The sequence below is a fragment of the Rothia sp. HMSC061C12 genome, from assembly GCF_001815755.1.
Taxonomy (GTDB): Bacteria; Actinomycetota; Actinomycetes; order Actinomycetales; family Micrococcaceae; genus Rothia; species Rothia mucilaginosa.
This window is the reverse complement of record NZ_KV821876.1, coordinates 7,215-22,550: the sequence shown is the minus strand read 5'-3', so window position 1 is coordinate 22,550 and position 15,336 is coordinate 7,215. Positions and strand designations below refer to the sequence as shown.

Sequence of the window (15,336 nt, the reverse complement as noted above, 5' to 3'; positions counted from 1 at the left end):
GTGCCCCTGTAGGAACGAGGACGAACACCAGCCCCTCCACGCCCCATCCCATAGAAATGCGAATACCGCCTCAGAACCGGTTAGTTGCCGGTCATGCCCAGCAGCTCATTCGCGCGAACGCGAGCCCAACGCTCCGCGTTCAGCACCGCCTCCAGCGTCAAATCAGCGTCAGAAACAGCCTCAGCACTGCCGGTGTGCTCCTCCAGCACGCGTGCCACCGAGTCGACAATGTCGGTAAAGCGAATCGCGCCCGCGTGGAATGCTGCGACGGCTTCCTCATTGGCGGCGTTGAACACTGCCGGGTGCGTGCCGCCGACCTTACCGGCGTCCTTAATCATGCGCACGGCGGGGAATGCTTCCTCGTCCAGCGGTTCAAAAGTCCAGGATGCAGCCTTCGACCAGTCACAAGCAGGCACGGCGCCGGGAATGCGGTGCGGCCAGGTCAGACCCAGCGCGATGGGCAGAACCATGCTCGGCGGGGACGCCTGCGCAATGGTCGATCCGTCCACGAACTGCACCATGGAATGCACGATGGACTGCGGGTGAACCGCCACGTCAATACGGTCCAGGTCCACGCCGAACAGGTGGTGCGCTTCAAGCACTTCGAGTGCCTTGTTGACCATGGTTGCCGAGTTGGTGGTGACGACCAGGCCCATGTCCCAGGTGGGGTGTGCAAGCGCCTGCGCGGGGGTCACGTCGTGCAGCTGTTCACGCTTGTAGCCGCGGAACGGGCCGCCCGATGCGGTGAGGATGAGTCGGTCGATTTCTGTGTCGGTTCCGGAGGCGAGCGCCTGCGCGAGGGCGGAGTGTTCGGAGTCGACGGGCACCATGGGGGTGTTCAGGGGGGATGCGTCGACGGCGGCGCGTACAAGCGGGCCGCCTGCGATGAGGGATTCCTTGTTTGCCAGTGCCACGCGGTAGCCGCTGTTGAGGGCGGTGAGGGTCGGTTCCAGGCCGATGGAGCCGGTGATGCCGTTGAGGACGGTGTCTGCCGGGTGTGCTGCGGCCTGTACGGATGCTTCGGCGCCGTGGGCGATTTGCGGGGTGTAGCCGGTGGCGCCTGCTTCGGAGGCTACCGCCTCGATGAGTTCACGTAGGCGCTGCGCGTCTTCTGCGGTGCCGCTGGTGGCGACCAGTTCGGCGCGCACGTGCACTGCCTGGCGTGCGAGCAGTTCGAGGGATCGGGAGCCTGCGGAGAGGGCGACGACCTTCAGCGGTGCGTCGGCGGCGGAGGCGCTGGTGCCTTTGAGCGCGGCGAGGTGGTCGATGACTTCCATGGCTTGGGTGCCGATGGAGCCGGTTGAGCCGAGGAGGGTGACGCGCTGCGGTGCGCGGGTGAGTTCTGTGAGGGCGTCGGTGAGGCGGTCGCGGTTGCCGCCGACGCGTGCTGAGGATCCAAACTTCATGGTTCTAGTGTCTCATGAGCTCGCGGGTACGTTCGGGTACTGGCGCCGCCTCTCACGTTAGAAGGCCCAGCGTAGATGAACCCCAGCATAGATGAGCCCCAGCTTAGAAGACCCCAGCGCAGAAGAATCCCCCACCCTGTCATACGGGGCGGGGGATTCAACACTTCACGTTTTAGAGCAGGTCCTGCAGCAGCTCAATGCAGCGGTCCAGGAAGGCGTCCACCTGGGATTCCTCGTAGCTGACGGTGCCCGAGGCGGGGCGGAACTTTGCGTGGCGCACCACGGAGGGGTCCAGCGGCTCCTCGCTGTTGAGCTGGGCGTACACGCGGTCGCAGATGGCGTCCACGTCGCCGACGAAGTAGCCCATGTGGCGGCGCTTGCTGGGGCGGCGGAAACGCTCACCGGCGGGGCGTTCCAGGCGGCCTGCGAGCAGCTCGCCGGTCTCTACGAGGGAGCGTTCCCAGTTGTCCAGGCCGTACGCCTCAATGTAGCGGCTGCGTTCGAGCTTGGCGAAGCGTTCCTCAATCTTTTCGAGGGCGCGGTCGACCACATCCAGCTGGTAGCCGCCGGGTTCTTCGCGGAAGACGACCTGGCGGATTCGTCGGGAGGTGTAGAGGTCTTCGGGTAGTTCGGCGGCTCCGCTGAGCTTCTCGTAGTCCTCGGCGAGGCGGGTGAACAGGCGGTCTACTTCACTGCGCTTGTAGCCGGGTTCGGTTTCTGCTGCACGGGCAAATCCGCCTCCGTGGGTGGTGCTTGCCAAGGTAGGCTCCTCTCGACGATTGAACTTTAAGAATACCAATGCGCAGGCTACCTGGTGCAAGGTGGGCGGGCGGCGTCTTAGATATAGCCTTTTACACCCCTCATCAACGGATACAGCAAAGGCGGGGCGCCCCTCCCCCACTCGTGGGAAGAAACGCCCCGCCTCCATAAGCGATAAAGCTTGAAGCTTTAGAGCGGCATAATAAACCGGAAAATCAGGCAACCAGCCGCCGCAGCAAAAAGAATCGAATCCAGGCGATCCATCATGCCGCCGTGACCGGGCAGAATATTCGACATGTCCTTCACACCCATACGGCGCTTGAACACGGACTCGACCAGGTCACCGGCAGTCGAAGCGACCACCATGACCGCCGCCAACGGAATAGCCCAATACCAGGGCGAACCCATAACCGCCAAGGCGATAGCGCCAACAACCGCCGAGCCGACGAAGGAACCAGCCAGGCCCTCCCAGCTTTTCTTCGGGGAAATCTTCGGCGCCATCGGGTGCTTACCCCAATTCACGCCGGCAATGAAGCCGAACGTGTCATTGCAGATGGCCATCAGCAGAATCATGAGGATACCGCGCTCGCCGTGGTCCGTCTGGAAGTAGACCATGGCAATACCCAGCATCAGCGGCACCCACAGCAGAGCCAGGGCGCTACCGCTCAAAGACTTACCCAGTGAGACCTGACGGTCAGCACGCACGAGAGCAGAAGAAAGCAACAGCGCCAGCAGGCTCACCGCCAGGGCGATGCCCAGCCCGGTAAAACCGAACAGGTAGGACACCACCACAATTGCGCCAGACAGGGCACCCAGTAGGTATTCCGGGATGCCGTAGCCGCGGCGGGTATTGAGCACGTGCCCAATTTCCCAGGCGCCCAACGCTGCCGCGCCGGTAGCGATCGCAACAAAAACCGGCTGGTAAATCAGGCCCAGCACCAATAGCACGCCGAAACCAACACCCACACTAATGGCGGCGGGCAGGTTACGGCCAGCTTTGGCGCTGCGCGACTTGACCGGCGTTGCAGCGGTCTGCGGGCTCGGCTGTGGAGCAGGCGGCGCGCTTCTCTCTTCTTTCGCTTCTTTGCGTGCACTCATTAGGGTTTAGACCTCGAGCAGTTCAGCTTCCTTGTGCTTGTACAGTGCGTCGACCTGGTCGATGTGCTTCTTGGTCTGTGCGTCCAGTTCCTTCTCAGCACGTGCGCCTTCGTCTTCACCGATTTCGCTGTCCTTGACCAGCTTGTCGATAGCGGTCTTAGCGTGGCGGCGAACGTTACGGATGGAGATACGAGCCTCTTCAGCCTTGTGGTTGACGAGCTTGGTGTATTCCTTACGGCGCTCAGCGGTCATTTCGGGCATGACAACGCGGATAGCTGCACCGTCGTTGCTGGGGTTAACACCCAGGTCGGAGTCACGCAGAGCCTTCTCGATAGCTGCCAGTGCGGTCACGTCGAAGGGAACGATCTTGACGGTACGTGCGTCCTCAACGTTGAAGGACACCAGCTGCTGCAGCGGGGTCGGTGCACCGTAGTAGTCGGCGGTCAGGCCGCTGAAGATTGCGGGGTTCACACGACCGGTGCGGACCTTAGCGAACTCAGTCTTGGTTGCTTCGATGGTCTTTTCCATCTTCTCGCCGGCTTCGGCAAGGATTTCTTCGATCACGAAAGGATCTCCTTTGTCGGTATTCTGGGGTACCAGAATTGTCGGTGGGTGCGCGTTCAGCCCTCACGGTTCCCTACCGGTTCGCGGCGCATCCGAGGCGAAAACCGTAAGGATAAGGCGAAGTCGACGGGAAAGAGGCAGAACGTCGTATTTGATATAAGTCTAGACGGTACCGGCGGGCATAAGCGAGTTTTAGCGCTTACCCGCGCGGTACCGTCCAGAATAAGTCCGCGCTATCGAGCACGGTCACAGTGTGAGGGGGCGTTCCGTACGCCCAAACCTAAAAATTTAGGGGTTAGCGAGTAACGAGGGTACCCATCTTCTCGCCCAGAATTGCGCGGGTCACGTTGCCCTCACCCTGCATGCCGAACACGCGCATAGTCACGTTGTTGTCGCGGCACAGGGAGAACGCGGTCTGATCCAGCACGCGGATGTTGCGCTGCATTGCCTCATCGTAGGTGAGGTTGTACAGGCGCTCAGCGTTGGGGTCCTTGTTCGGGTCAGCAGTGTAGATGCCGTCCACACCGTTCTTAGCCACCAGAACCTCATCTGCGTGGATTTCCAGGGCGCGCTGAGCAGCCACAGTGTCGGTAGAGAAGTAGGGCAGACCCGCACCAGCACCGAAGATCACGACGCGGTCCTTCTGCATGTGGCGAATCGCGCGGCGAGGAATGTAAGTCTCAGCAACCTGCGGCATGGTGATAGCCGACTGAACACGGGTGTCAATACCCTCCTGCTCCAGGAAGTCCTGCAGAGCCAGGGAGTTCATCACGGTACCGAGCATACCCATGTAGTCTGCACGGGAGCGGTCCATACCCGCCTGAGAGAGTTCAGCACCGCGGAAGAAGTTGCCGCCACCAATCACGATGGAGGTCTCAACTTCGCCAACGGTTGCGGCGATCTGCTTAGCGATGCTGCGCACGACCTCGGTCGAAATACCAACTTCGCCGCCACCAAAAACCTCACCGGAAAGCTTGAGCAAAACGCGGCGGCGGCCGGTTTCGTCACGGTGCATCGGGCGGGGATTCGCTTCAGTCATGGTTCCTCCAGTGGCTTACCTAGGGATTGTTGTGGGTGATTGGGGCGGACTCCTGCCGCCTAGTCCTTATCAAGGATACAGCAAAGCCGGGTAGCCACCAGTGGTGACTACCCGGCTTCAGGCTATAATCCCAACCTCATACGATTTCCCTTACCGGGAACCCGCAATACGGGAGGGCAGAACTGCAGCGAGTCCTTATGCGCCCACGCGGAAACGTGCGAACGCGGTAGCGGTTGCGCCAGCCTCGGACAGAACCTGTGCAACAGACTTCTTGGAGTCCTTCGCGAAGTCCTGATCCAGCAGGGTGTTCTCCTTGAAGAAGCCCTTCAGTCGACCCTCAACGATCTTGTCCAGAATCTTCTCGGGCTTGCCCTCAGCGATTGCGGTCTCGCGAGCAACGCGCTTCTCGGTCTCGATCTGGTCTGCGGGGATGGACTCGGAATCCAGGTACTTGGGGCTCATTGCAGCAATGTGAACTGCAACGTCGTGTGCGATCTCGTCGGTGTTCTCACCGGAGACAGCCAGCAGAACGCCAACCTGTGCCGGCAGGTCCTTGGAGGTCTTGTGCAGGTACACTGCAACGTGCTCACCCTCAACGCGTGCAATGCGGCGGACAACGATCTTCTCGCCGAGCAGTGCACCAGCGTCGGTGGTCAGCTCCTCAACGGTCTTGCCCTCGTAGGATGCAGCCTGCAGCTCTTCCAGGGTGGAAGCGTTAGCAGCAATAGCAGCCTCGAGCACGTTCTGGCCGAAAGCGATGAAGGGGTCGGACTTTGCCACGAAGTCGGTCTCAGAGTTGACCTCGATCATGTAGCCAACGCCGTTCTCAACGCGTGCAGCTACCAGGCCCTCAGCGGTTGCGCGACCCTCGCGCTTGGTGATGCCCTTCAGACCCTTAACGCGGATGATCTCGGCAGCCTTCTGCTGGTCGCCGTTAGCCTCGTCCAGAGCCTTCTTGACGTCGAGCATACCTGCGCCGGTCTTCTCGCGCAGTGCCTTGATGTCTGCTGCGGTGTAGTTCGCCATTGTGAACTCCTTGTGTTGCTGTAATAAATCGGGATGACATCCCGGTGGTACAAATGGCGGACGGCGCCGCGCCCAGGTCAGGGCGGGCGCCGTCCGAACGTGGTCCCCGCAGGCGGGGGCCACAAAGCATAAAGCTTAGTGGGCTAAGAAAGCTTACTTAGCAGCCTCTTCAGCCTGTGCAGCCTCGTGCTGCTCCAGGAGCTCGCGCTCCCAAGCTGCCATGGGCTCCTCAGCTGCTTCAGCCTTGCCGTTCTTCTTAGCGTTGCGCTCGATCAGGCCGGCTGCCACTGCGTCAGCAATCACGCGGGTGAGCAGGTTGACGGAGCGGATAGCGTCGTCGTTACCGGGGATCGGGAAAGCAACCTCGTCGGGGTCGCAGTTGGTGTCGAGGATAGCAACAACGGGGATGCCCAGCTTCTGAGCCTCGTTAACTGCCAGGTGCTCCTTCTTGGTGTCAACAACCCACAGGAGGGAGGGAACCTTGGACAGGTTACGGATACCGCCGAGGGTCTTCTCGAGCTTCTCGAACTCGCGACGCATGAGGAGCAGTTCCTTCTTGGTGTAGCGAGAACCTGCTACATCGTCGAAGTCAATCTGCTCGAGTTCCTTCATGCGCTCGATGCTCTTGGAGATGGTGCTGAAGTTGGTCAGCATACCACCGAGCCAGCGGTGGTTCACGTAGGGCATGTTCACGCGGGTTGCCTGCTCAGCGATAACTTCCTGAGCCTGCTTCTTGGTACCCACGAACAGGATGTTGCCACCGTGTGCGACGGTCGACTTAACAGCCTCGTATGCCTTGTCGATGAAGGCGAGGGACTGCTGCAGGTCGATGATGTAGATGCCGTTGCGCTCGGTCAGGATGAAACGCTTCATCTTGGGGTTCCAACGGCGGGTCTGGTGACCGAAGTGAACGCCGGAGTCCAGCATTTCACGCATAGTTACGACGGGCATGTCGTCTCCTTTGTGGTGCCGCGCGGACCTCCCATTCGGGCTAGCCCAACACGCGCATAGTAGTTATCAGTTTTTCCTGGCGGCGGTTAGCGTTCACGGTTACCCGTTCAGCTCAGGCCCTAACCACCCCGTATGGGTGGACCGAAGGTCCCTTATCGGCTCCCCGTTTGAGGATGCCGCTCACGCCGCGCGTCGTCAGTGAAGCTGTGCGGAACCCCCTCACAGAAGGAGAATACCCGCGCAGGCACACTGCATTACGACATTGTACCGTATATTCCGCGATTAATCCGCCGGATTAGGGTTAAAACCTGCGCAGGCGCGGCGGGTGTGTGCAGGGGCACTGTGGATAAAGGATTTTAAGGCGAAAACGGCGGGGTTATCCACAATTTTTCGTGCGGTGCCGCGGGGCGGGGCAATTCGTGATGTGCTCAGAAGATGAAGCAGAACATGAAGACATTAGCGACAACGCTACGGCGCGCAATGCTGATGGCGTGCTGCCTGCTGGGTGCACTTGTGAGCGCGGGCGGGCAGGGCTACACGGGTGGGCAGGTCTACACGGGTGGGCAGAGCTACGCGGGCAGTCAGGGTTATTTGGGCAGTCAGGGTTATTCGGGCTGGATTAGTCCTACAGGCGGGGCTGGTTTTACTAACGATGCCATCTCAAGTGCACAAGTTCCCGGCAGCGCGCACGTTCCCCACACCGTTGAGCTCACCGCGAGCCGACTACGCTACCGCTCCCCCACCGCCGAATCCAGACCGCGGGTGATCCGCTCCTTTGAGAAGCCCGCCCAACGCTGGAGCGCGGGGCACCGCGGCGTAGACCTTGCCGTACCCGAGAACGACCGGCGCGTCTACGCACCGGCACCGGGAAAAGTGGTGTTCAGCGGCACGGTCGTCAACCGCAAAGTACTGGTCATTGCGCATCCGGATGGGCGGCGCAGCACCTTCGAACCCATGGACGAAGCACTACCGGTCGGCACCACGGTTGCAGCCGGTGATGTCATCGGCACCGTCGCAGGCGCGGCGGGCGGCAACAGCGAGCGCCCCTACCGGCGATGCTCCACCCCCTGCCTGTACTGGGGTGTACGACAGGGAGGCGCCCGCGGGGACGGCAGCGGCAAGACCGCCGAGTACATCAACCCCATGAGCCTGCTGGGGTCGAAGGAACCGAGCATTTTGCTTCCCGTGCCGGGCGGATACTAGCGGTGGGTACTAGTACAGGCAGGTATCGGATACAGCTGTGGCCCGTCACCTCCCCCGAAGGAGGCAACGGGCCACAGGAGCCAGCCTAAGTTGTGCCCACTAGCGTAGGTGCTAGAGGCAGCTACTTACTGGAGGACGTCACCGTCATCAGCACCGAACTGGTTCGGCTGTACAGGCTGGTTGGGCTGTGCAGGCTGCTGAGCAGTCTGACCGGGCTGTGCAGGCTGCTCAGTCGGAGGGATATACGCGGGCATTGCCTTGGTCGGCTCGTTCTCGCCGTAGTTCACGCCGTGCTGCGGGGTGAACACCTGAGTCGGCGAATCATCACCCGTAGCGTAGGCGGTGTTCTGCGCCGGGTAGCCCCCCTGTGCCTGGTAACCGGACTGAGCGGCATAACCATTCTGAGTAGCGTAGCCGCCCTGTGCCTGGTAGCCGTTCTGTGCGTCAGCCTGGGTTGCGCCGTAACCGGTCGCAACACCCGCCGCCGCGCCCAGTGCCGCAGCCGAAGCGGCACGACGCTCACGGCCCTTCGCGCGAGCCGCCGCAATCTTCTTGCGGAACAGGAAGAGCAGAACCAGGATGAGCAGCAGCAGACCCACAATAACCGCATCCACGATTACGTCGGTCATGCTCAGACCGGACACCGGAACAGTCAGACCGGAGGTGGTGCTGACGCCGTGGTCGGTCTTGACGCTCAACTCGCCGCCGTTCACGGTCAACTGCACATGGGCGCCGTTTGCCCTGCTGTTCGCGGCATCTACCTTCTGCTGATCCAGCGAGGAGAAGGTCGGCGCCTTGAAGGTGAACTCGAAGGGAGCCGAGTAGTAGCTACCCAGCTTCGAAGAGAGCTTAATCTCAGGGGTCACGGTGTAGTCGGAGCCGAAGGGGTGGTAGCCACCGGGACGGGTGACGGTCACCTTCGAATCGGGCAGGTACTCGTTCAGGCGCTGGTTGAACTCGTTCTGGTCCTTACCGCGAACCTTCACGCTCACGATGGTGGCGTCGCCGTCCTGACGAACCTCAGTCTCGTCATTGCTGCCGCCTGCGAAAACGTCCTTGAGCTTCTGCTCAGCGCCGGCAACGTCCTCGGTCGGGAATGCGTAGAGGAAACGTGCCTCCATGGAACCGTCCAGGCCCAGGGAGGTAGCCACCTTCATGCTCTTCATCGAAATGTTTCGCGAAGAGACAAGGTTAATCGCAAGAATCCTATTGTTCGAGCTAGAAGAGCTGCGATCGCGTCGGCTGTAGTTAGGTTCGTAGCGACGGTCCTCGCTGTCCTTCATCGTAAGGGTCATACCCTGACCTTCCGGAGAGCACAGCAGGGAGCAATCCAGAGTGCCCGAGATGGTCTTCTCAACCTTGAAAGATCCGTCGTTCTCGGTTACTTCACGACTGAAGGACAAATCAGTGCTGCTTGCGCCAAAAATCTTCTTGAGCTTATCGCTCAGGTCCTGCGAGGAGGAAGCCTGGAAGAGCATGGTGCGACCAATTTCTTCCTTAGCTGCACTAGTCGATGCGGAAGGAGCGTAACCCCTCGCTTCAGAAGAGTCCAGACCCTTCTTCAGCTCGGCGCCTTCAGGCTTGACCTGATTCAGGTAGGCATCCACTGCAGAGGAAGTTTCGCTATTCATGATTTCCTTGGCGGAGAAGGAAACCATAACAGAGTAACCACCGTCCTTCTCGTTGATGTCCATGAATACGGCCTTGAAGCCGCGGTCCTGGACGTCCTTCGCAGAGATGGTGGAGCCGCCAGAGTTTTTTACTTCCTTCTCGCCAAACTTCACAGTGGTTTCGCTACTGCTGCTGTTGAATACGCTGTTCTTGTTGGAGGTTTCAATAACGCCATCAACAACAAGAGCTTCGGGGAGCCAGTCCAGCAAGTCTTTCGAGCTGAAGTTTTCCTTCACCTGAATACCCTGCACCAGACCCTGGTCAGAGTTGACGATGCTAATCTGCGGGGTAGCACTGGAACCAGCAGCCTTCAGGATAGAAGCAACCTTGGTCCGGTACTCATCCACAGAGGAGAAGGGAATGGTGAAGGTCGCACGTGCCTTGTCACCCTCAGACTGAATACCACCGTATTCCAGGCCCTCGGGCAGGTGCTTACGCACGGACGCATCCAGTGCCTGGGTTCCACCCTTAACCTTGTCCTGGTTATCCTTCATGTTGAAGGAAACCAGAATGGTGCGGGTACCCTTCTCAGCGCTCTCAAGGCCCAGCTGGGTCTCAATCTTTGCGCTGCAGGCGCTCAGAATCAGGGCGGCAATGGTCAACAGAACCGCCAGGAACATCCAGCGCTGACGAGTCGGCGCGCTCGGGGCGTGAGTCATCGCGTGCATACTAGGCTCCCATCAGGCGAATCGCCACGTAATAGACGACCATGGACGCCAGAACCCATGCGGTGCTCAGCGCCGCGTGCATGATAATCGGGGACTTCGCGAAGCGGCCCAGACGGTTCAGACCCAGATAGGTGAGAGCCTCACCCGAGAACACGGCGAAAGCAAGCACCAGGACTATGAGCATGGTCAGGAAGAACGCACCACCACCGCTACGGGTGAGGGTCAGGAAGAACACGAGCAGGTTCAGCACCAGGAACGAAGGAATCAGCGCCAGCGAAGACACCGATACCGCGTGCATGCTCGCGGTGAAGGACGCCGGCGCCTTGCCGATACGCGCGGTCAGTTGCAGCTGCACACCGCGCAGAACCTGCACACCGAAGATGGCGAGAGCCATCAGCACGTACGCCAGAATCATGCGTCCGGTCGGCACAGCCTGTGCGGCGTAGGCGCCACCGTAGGCACCGCCTCGACCGTACATATAGCCCATCATGGACATCGCGACAGTGGCAGCCAGAATTACCAGCTGGCTGAAGAAGAACGCACCCACCAGCGCCTGCAGAGTCGTGGGAACGATCCAACCCCACGCACCTGCGGAAGAGATACGAGCGTGCGCGGTTGCCGGGTTGCTGGAGAAAACGTCCAGGAACGCGTTCCAGGTAGCACCCAGCGCCTTCACCGCCGGATGCGGTGCGCTCGGCGCATAGGTTGCCTGGCCGGGCTGACCCGACTGAGCGGCACCTGGCTGAGGTGCATCGAGCTGGGGTGCGGCGGCAGGCTGACCGGGCTGGGCGGGAGCTGCCTCAGCCTCAGCATTCGGCTGTGCATTAGCGTTTACCTGAGCGGGCTGAGGCGCCTGCTGAGGCTGGACGGGCTGCTGCGGTGCTACCGGCGCGGCAGGCTGAGCAGCATTACCCTGCTGGCTCGACTGCACGGGCTGGCTCGGCTGAGCAGCCTGAGCTGCGTTACCCGGCTGAGCAGCCTGACCCGGAAGCGAAGCATCCTGCGCGGGGTGTGCACCGGCATCGTAGCCGTAGCCTCCGGCTGCACCCTGCGACGGGTTGTTGGGAGTGTTCTCCGACATTGAGATCCTCTCGTATGATGTGTGGAAGCAACACCTACCGGCTGAATCGGCATCTACCGGCGGCATCGCACTGTCTTTCGTGACAAGACTCTTCAACCCTACCGTATTGAACGCTATGGTGCGTCTTCATTCGTCATTTACTCATTTTCATCACCGTTGATGCATTCCATGAACGAAAATACGCGCCTCCGAGAGCATGACAAAAGAGCACGAAAAGAGGGTGCGAAAAAGCCCCGCCCGCCGACAAGTGGGTGAAGTCGACGGGCGGGGCCGTAGGGAGTGCGGGGCTCGAACCCGCGACCAAGGGATTATGAGTCCCCTGCTCTAACCGGCTGAGCTAACTCCCCATCCGGTGCAGTGACGGCGCGCAATGGGCGCCAGCACCATCCTCTAGAGTACCTGAACGGCGACTGAGAACGAAAAACGCTCTCTCATACTCAACGCTCAGAATCTAGAGAAGCTTAGCGGCGCGAATCCAGGTAACGCTGGTACGGAGCATCACTCACGTACAGTTCCTCGAAGGTGCGCCAGGTGTTCTCAGCGCTGTGGAAGCCCACGATGCGGCGGGACTCGCGGCCCATCTGCTCACGCTCAGCGGCGGGCAGGGAGAGCACTGCCTCCAGCTTCTTCGCCAAATCCTGAGCGTTATTGGGTTCAAAGAGGTAGCCGTTCACGCCATCCTCCACCAGGTGCGGCAGAGCCAGCGCGTTCGCAAGCACCACGGGGGTGGAGGCGCTCATCGCCTCCAGGGAAACCAGGGACTGCAGCTCGGCGGTACCGGGCTGGCAGAACACGTCAGCCATCTGGTACACCTCGGGTAGATGCTCATCCGGAACGAAGCCACGGAAAATCACGCGGTCGGACACACCGCAATCGTGTGCCTTCTGCTCGAGAGCCTCACGCAGCTCACCGCCACCGGCGATATCCAGCACCACGTGCTCGAGGGTATCGGGCAGCAGGGAGAGCGCCTCGATGAGCACATCCACGTTCTTCTCTTCGGCAAGGCGACCCACGAAGGCAATACGCAGCTCACCGGGAACCTTGCCAGCGTCAGCGCCCTCAGCCAGCTCGTAGTCGCTGATCTCAATACCGTTAGAAACCGGCATGACGGGGCGGTCAAAATGGCCCAGGTCGCGCATCGCATCCGCACCAATCTGGGTGGGGGTGGTAACGACCGCGGTCTTGGAGAAGCAGAAACGCATGTCCTTCCAGGTGACCTTCTCAATCACGCGCTTCACGGGAGCGGGGAAAGGCAGGAACGGGTCAAGGTTCGCCGGCATGAAGTGGTTCGTTGCGATAACGCGAATACCGCGGCGCTTCGCCTGGAAGATGAGGGCACGGCCAATAATGTAGTGGCACTGCACGTGCACCACGTCCGGGCGGACCTCGTCAAGGATTGTGCCGACCTCGGACCAGATCTCCCAGGGGATGCAGATGCGGTTCGTCTCGTGGGTCGGGGGCAGGTGCGAGCGCAGGCGGTGCTCCACGATGCCGCCCTCTACTTCGGTGCGGTAGCTGGGGCCGGGGATGGGGCTGGCGGCGACCACATGCACGGAGTGGCCTCGCTTGAGCATGGAGGTGGCGAGGCGGTGACCGAATTGTGCTGCACCGTTGATGTCCGGCGGGTAGGTTTCTGCGCCAATCAGAATCGTCTTTGCCTGTTCCATGACGGGGCTCCTCATCGGGGTGTAGTGTGTCGGTGACTTTGGGGGTTTCGGGTGCGACGGCGCGCCGCTTCTACCTCTGTCTGCCGCGTGCACCGGGTGGATCCAGTACGTACAGCACTTGTCTATTCTACCTGTGAGCTGCGTCCTTCTCCGACTCGTAGAGGGAGGGTTTTGGCTGGGAGTTACCTCTAAACCTCACGTTGAGACAGAAGTCGGCAACCTGCCTGTAGACGCACAAACGCCCCGATACGAGTATCGGGGCGTTTGGACGCTTGGCGTTAAACCTATGCGCCGGCTTTAGCGGCGACTGGGTTTATGGTGTACCGGGTTTAGCGGCGTACCAGGCGGTTCAGGAAGTGCAGGACGGTTGCAATGGATGCGCCCAGTGCTGCGAAGGACTTCCAGCGTGCCTGCAGAACCTCGGGCTTGCGCACGTTCTCTGCCAGGCCGCGGCCGGTAGCTGCTGCACCTGCGGCAACCTCGGAGGGCACTGCCTTGAGAGCGTCCAGAGCCTGCTGGGTGTTGTTCTGAACGTCGCCGGTGTAGGACTGCAGGTCGTCGCGCAGGGCTGCCAGGTGCTGGCGGCGTTCTGCGGTGCGCTGCTTGAGCTCTTCGAAGGTCGGCGGCTTGGGCTCTTCCTCGCCGCGTGCCTTGCGCTCTTCAGCTTCCTGACGTGCGCGTTCTGCTGCTTCTTCAGCTTCCTTAGCCTTCTGCTCTGCACGCTCTGCCTGTTCCTTCTTCAGGCGCTCAGCGGACATGGCGGTACCTTCCTTGAGTACGCCGAGGTCGAAGAGCAGACCGAAGATTGCGGATTCGGGCTTGAACGGCAGCTGTGCCTTGACCTTCTTCAGACCGACCAGGGCGCAGATTGCCAGGACGATGAGGAAGATGAGGGCGAAGATCAGCGCGGATGCCCAGTAGGGCATGACGGTGCCGAGGCCGAGGATTGCTGCGGCGACCAGCGCAATGATCAGGAACAGACCGAAGACTGCTGCGACGCCGAAGAAGGCCGCACCCTTACCAACGGCGATGCCCTTGGTCTTCAGCTCTTGCTTTGCAATCTGGATTTCGTCCTTGACCTGGCTGGGTCCGAGGGTCTTGAAGGTTTTGCCAGCGTCGATGATGTTCGCGACGCCGGACTTAATCCCGCTGATGCCAGCAAAGAAACGCTTAGGTGCCTTGGGATTAGTAGTAGTGGTCATGACCACCTCTCCGTGACGTGTTTTTGGAGGCTTCTTTTTCGCACTCCACCTCCTATAGTTTAGCCCCTTATGATACCTCCGCGTGACCGTTTGGGTGGGGGTTTGCGCTATCTCTTCAGGTATTTTCGACTTTCTGGAGGCTGCATTGAGCTGCAGGCGTAGCTTTCTGGGTTTGGTTGCGCCTGTAGATTTGCTCTGGAGTAGGCGTAAGAGGATGCCGATGCGCCGCTCCCCCGCTACGCGCCGAGTGGGTGCGTGGCGCGTGGGGGTGGGGAACTTTTCTGCGCGTTAGACTTCACAATTTTGCGTGGTGGGGCATCTTTGCCTCGCCAAGGGCGCAAGCCCGAGGGCCTGGAGGGAGCGCCCCAACGCTCACGTAGGGTGGAGTGGTTACTGGTTCACGACTTAGAGGGAACGTTCCGACTGGACTCGCCTAGCGAGGCGAAGATTTTCCGAGCGCGCGAGGAAGTAAAAACCGTTAACCCCGCCGAGGGCGTAAGCCCGAGGACCTGGAGGGAGCGCCCCAGCGCCTGCGTATGGCGGAGTGGTTACTGATTCATGACTTGGAGAGAACGTTCCGACTGGACTCGAACTAGCGAGGCGAAGATTTTCCGAGCGCGCGAGGAAGTAAAAACCGTTAACCCCGCCGAGGGCGTAAGCCCGAGGGCCCGAAGGGAGCGCCCCAGCGCTCACGAAGGGTGGAGTGGTTACTGGTTCGAGCCAGAGTAACGTATATAGCAAGAACCCCGGAACTTCGTTCCGGGGTTCTTGCTATATCTGCTCCCCCGACTGGACTCGAACCAGTAACCCTTCGATTAACAGTCGAATGCTCTGCCAATTGAGCTACGGGGGATTATTTTGTTTTTGTTGTTTGGTTTCCCTTGCAACGAGTAATAACTATACCGGGGCTGTTTGGGCTCCGCAACTCGAAATAGCGTGAAGTGTATCACTCTTTAGATTGGGAGCTTGGGCTCCGGTTAACCCGCGCTACTCCCCCCCCC

Annotated in this window: 12 protein-coding genes and 2 tRNA genes; 1 reads left to right on the top strand and 13 read right to left on the bottom strand. The window is 60.5% G+C overall.

Going from position 1 to position 15,336, the window contains the following annotated elements; all coding sequences use genetic code 11:
• Positions 1–80: 80 nt before the first annotated feature.
• The 7 genes from dxr to rpsB all read right to left on the bottom strand — a co-directional run bounded on the left by dxr (position 81) and on the right by rpsB (position 6,843).
• The gene (dxr, locus tag HMPREF3055_RS08325; protein ID WP_070691329.1) at positions 81–1,406 is read right to left on the bottom strand and encodes a 1-deoxy-D-xylulose-5-phosphate reductoisomerase; all 1,326 of its coding nucleotides are present in this window, start codon (positions 1,404–1,406) and stop codon (positions 81–83) included.
• Between the two features lie 172 nt (positions 1,407–1,578).
• Positions 1,579–2,166, bottom strand: a complete 588-nt coding sequence (locus HMPREF3055_RS08320) for a cell division protein DivIVA (RefSeq protein WP_012903944.1) — start codon at positions 2,164–2,166, stop codon at positions 1,579–1,581.
• Positions 2,167–2,354: 188 nt separating this feature from the next.
• Positions 2,355–3,263, bottom strand: coding sequence for a phosphatidate cytidylyltransferase (locus HMPREF3055_RS08315; RefSeq protein WP_049345688.1), 909 nt, complete (start codon positions 3,261–3,263; stop codon positions 2,355–2,357).
• A gap of 6 nt (positions 3,264–3,269) precedes the next feature.
• Positions 3,270–3,827 carry a ribosome recycling factor gene (gene frr / locus HMPREF3055_RS08310; RefSeq protein WP_049350195.1) on the bottom strand — a complete coding sequence of 186 codons (558 nt, stop codon included), beginning with the start codon at positions 3,825–3,827 and terminating at the stop codon, positions 3,270–3,272.
• Between the two features lie 295 nt (positions 3,828–4,122).
• Positions 4,123–4,866: a UMP kinase gene (gene pyrH / locus HMPREF3055_RS08305; protein ID WP_005507067.1), complete on the bottom strand. Its 744-nt coding sequence runs from the start codon at positions 4,864–4,866 to the stop codon at positions 4,123–4,125.
• Between the two features lie 195 nt (positions 4,867–5,061).
• A complete protein-coding gene (gene tsf, locus HMPREF3055_RS08300) occupies positions 5,062–5,892 on the bottom strand; it encodes a translation elongation factor Ts (RefSeq protein WP_070738834.1) in 831 nt (276 codons plus the stop codon).
• Positions 5,893–6,045: 153 nt separating this feature from the next.
• A complete protein-coding gene (rpsB, locus tag HMPREF3055_RS08295; RefSeq protein ID WP_005508818.1) occupies positions 6,046–6,843 on the bottom strand; it encodes a 30S ribosomal protein S2 in 798 nt (265 codons plus the stop codon).
• A gap of 762 nt (positions 6,844–7,605) precedes the next feature.
• On the opposite strand from rpsB, the gene HMPREF3055_RS08290 reads away from it, so the two are divergent.
• Positions 7,606–8,046, top strand: a complete 441-nt coding sequence (locus HMPREF3055_RS08290; RefSeq protein ID WP_070738835.1) for a M23 family metallopeptidase — start codon at positions 7,606–7,608, stop codon at positions 8,044–8,046.
• Positions 8,047–8,171: 125 nt separating this feature from the next.
• Here HMPREF3055_RS08290 and HMPREF3055_RS08285 read toward each other — a convergent pair whose 3' ends face one another.
• From HMPREF3055_RS08285 to HMPREF3055_RS08260, 6 genes are all read right to left on the bottom strand, one after another.
• Positions 8,172–10,385: a flagellar motor protein gene (locus HMPREF3055_RS08285; protein WP_070738833.1), complete on the bottom strand. Its 2,214-nt coding sequence runs from the start codon at positions 10,383–10,385 to the stop codon at positions 8,172–8,174.
• Position 10,386: 1 nt separating this feature from the next.
• Positions 10,387–11,466, bottom strand: coding sequence for a hypothetical protein (locus tag HMPREF3055_RS08280; RefSeq protein ID WP_070738832.1), 1,080 nt, complete (start codon positions 11,464–11,466; stop codon positions 10,387–10,389).
• Positions 11,467–11,739: 273 nt separating this feature from the next.
• Positions 11,740–11,813 (bottom strand) — tRNA-Ile (locus HMPREF3055_RS08275).
• A gap of 114 nt (positions 11,814–11,927) precedes the next feature.
• Positions 11,928–13,133 carry a glycosyltransferase gene (locus tag HMPREF3055_RS08270; protein ID WP_070738831.1) on the bottom strand — a complete coding sequence of 402 codons (1,206 nt, stop codon included), beginning with the start codon at positions 13,131–13,133 and terminating at the stop codon, positions 11,928–11,930.
• Positions 13,134–13,462: 329 nt separating this feature from the next.
• A complete protein-coding gene (locus HMPREF3055_RS08265; protein WP_070738830.1) occupies positions 13,463–14,335 on the bottom strand; it encodes a phage holin family protein in 873 nt (290 codons plus the stop codon).
• Between the two features lie 780 nt (positions 14,336–15,115).
• Positions 15,116–15,188, bottom strand: a tRNA-Asn gene (locus HMPREF3055_RS08260).
• Positions 15,189–15,336: the final 148 nt, after the last annotated feature.

What these genes read in the sequence shown, in the direction of transcription:
- tsf (WP_070738834.1), bottom strand. Translation starts at nt 5,892, where the DNA reads ATGGCGAACTACACCGCAGCAGACATCAAGGCACTGCGCGAGAAGACC.
- rpsB (WP_005508818.1), bottom strand. Translation starts at nt 6,843, where the DNA reads ATGCCCGTCGTAACTATGCGTGAAATGCTGGACTCCGGCGTTCACTTC.
- dxr (WP_070691329.1), bottom strand. Translation starts at nt 1,406, where the DNA reads ATGAAGTTTGGATCCTCAGCACGCGTCGGCGGCAACCGCGACCGCCTC.
- HMPREF3055_RS08285 (WP_070738833.1), bottom strand. Translation starts at nt 10,385, where the DNA reads ATGCACGCGATGACTCACGCCCCGAGCGCGCCGACTCGTCAGCGCTGG.
- HMPREF3055_RS08265 (WP_070738830.1), bottom strand. Translation starts at nt 14,335, where the DNA reads ATGACCACTACTACTAATCCCAAGGCACCTAAGCGTTTCTTTGCTGGC.
- HMPREF3055_RS08315 (WP_049345688.1), bottom strand. Translation starts at nt 3,263, where the DNA reads ATGAGTGCACGCAAAGAAGCGAAAGAAGAGAGAAGCGCGCCGCCTGCT.
- HMPREF3055_RS08280 (WP_070738832.1), bottom strand. Translation starts at nt 11,466, where the DNA reads ATGTCGGAGAACACTCCCAACAACCCGTCGCAGGGTGCAGCCGGAGGC.
- HMPREF3055_RS08270 (WP_070738831.1), bottom strand. Translation starts at nt 13,133, where the DNA reads ATGGAACAGGCAAAGACGATTCTGATTGGCGCAGAAACCTACCCGCCG.
- pyrH (WP_005507067.1), bottom strand. Translation starts at nt 4,866, where the DNA reads ATGACTGAAGCGAATCCCCGCCCGATGCACCGTGACGAAACCGGCCGC.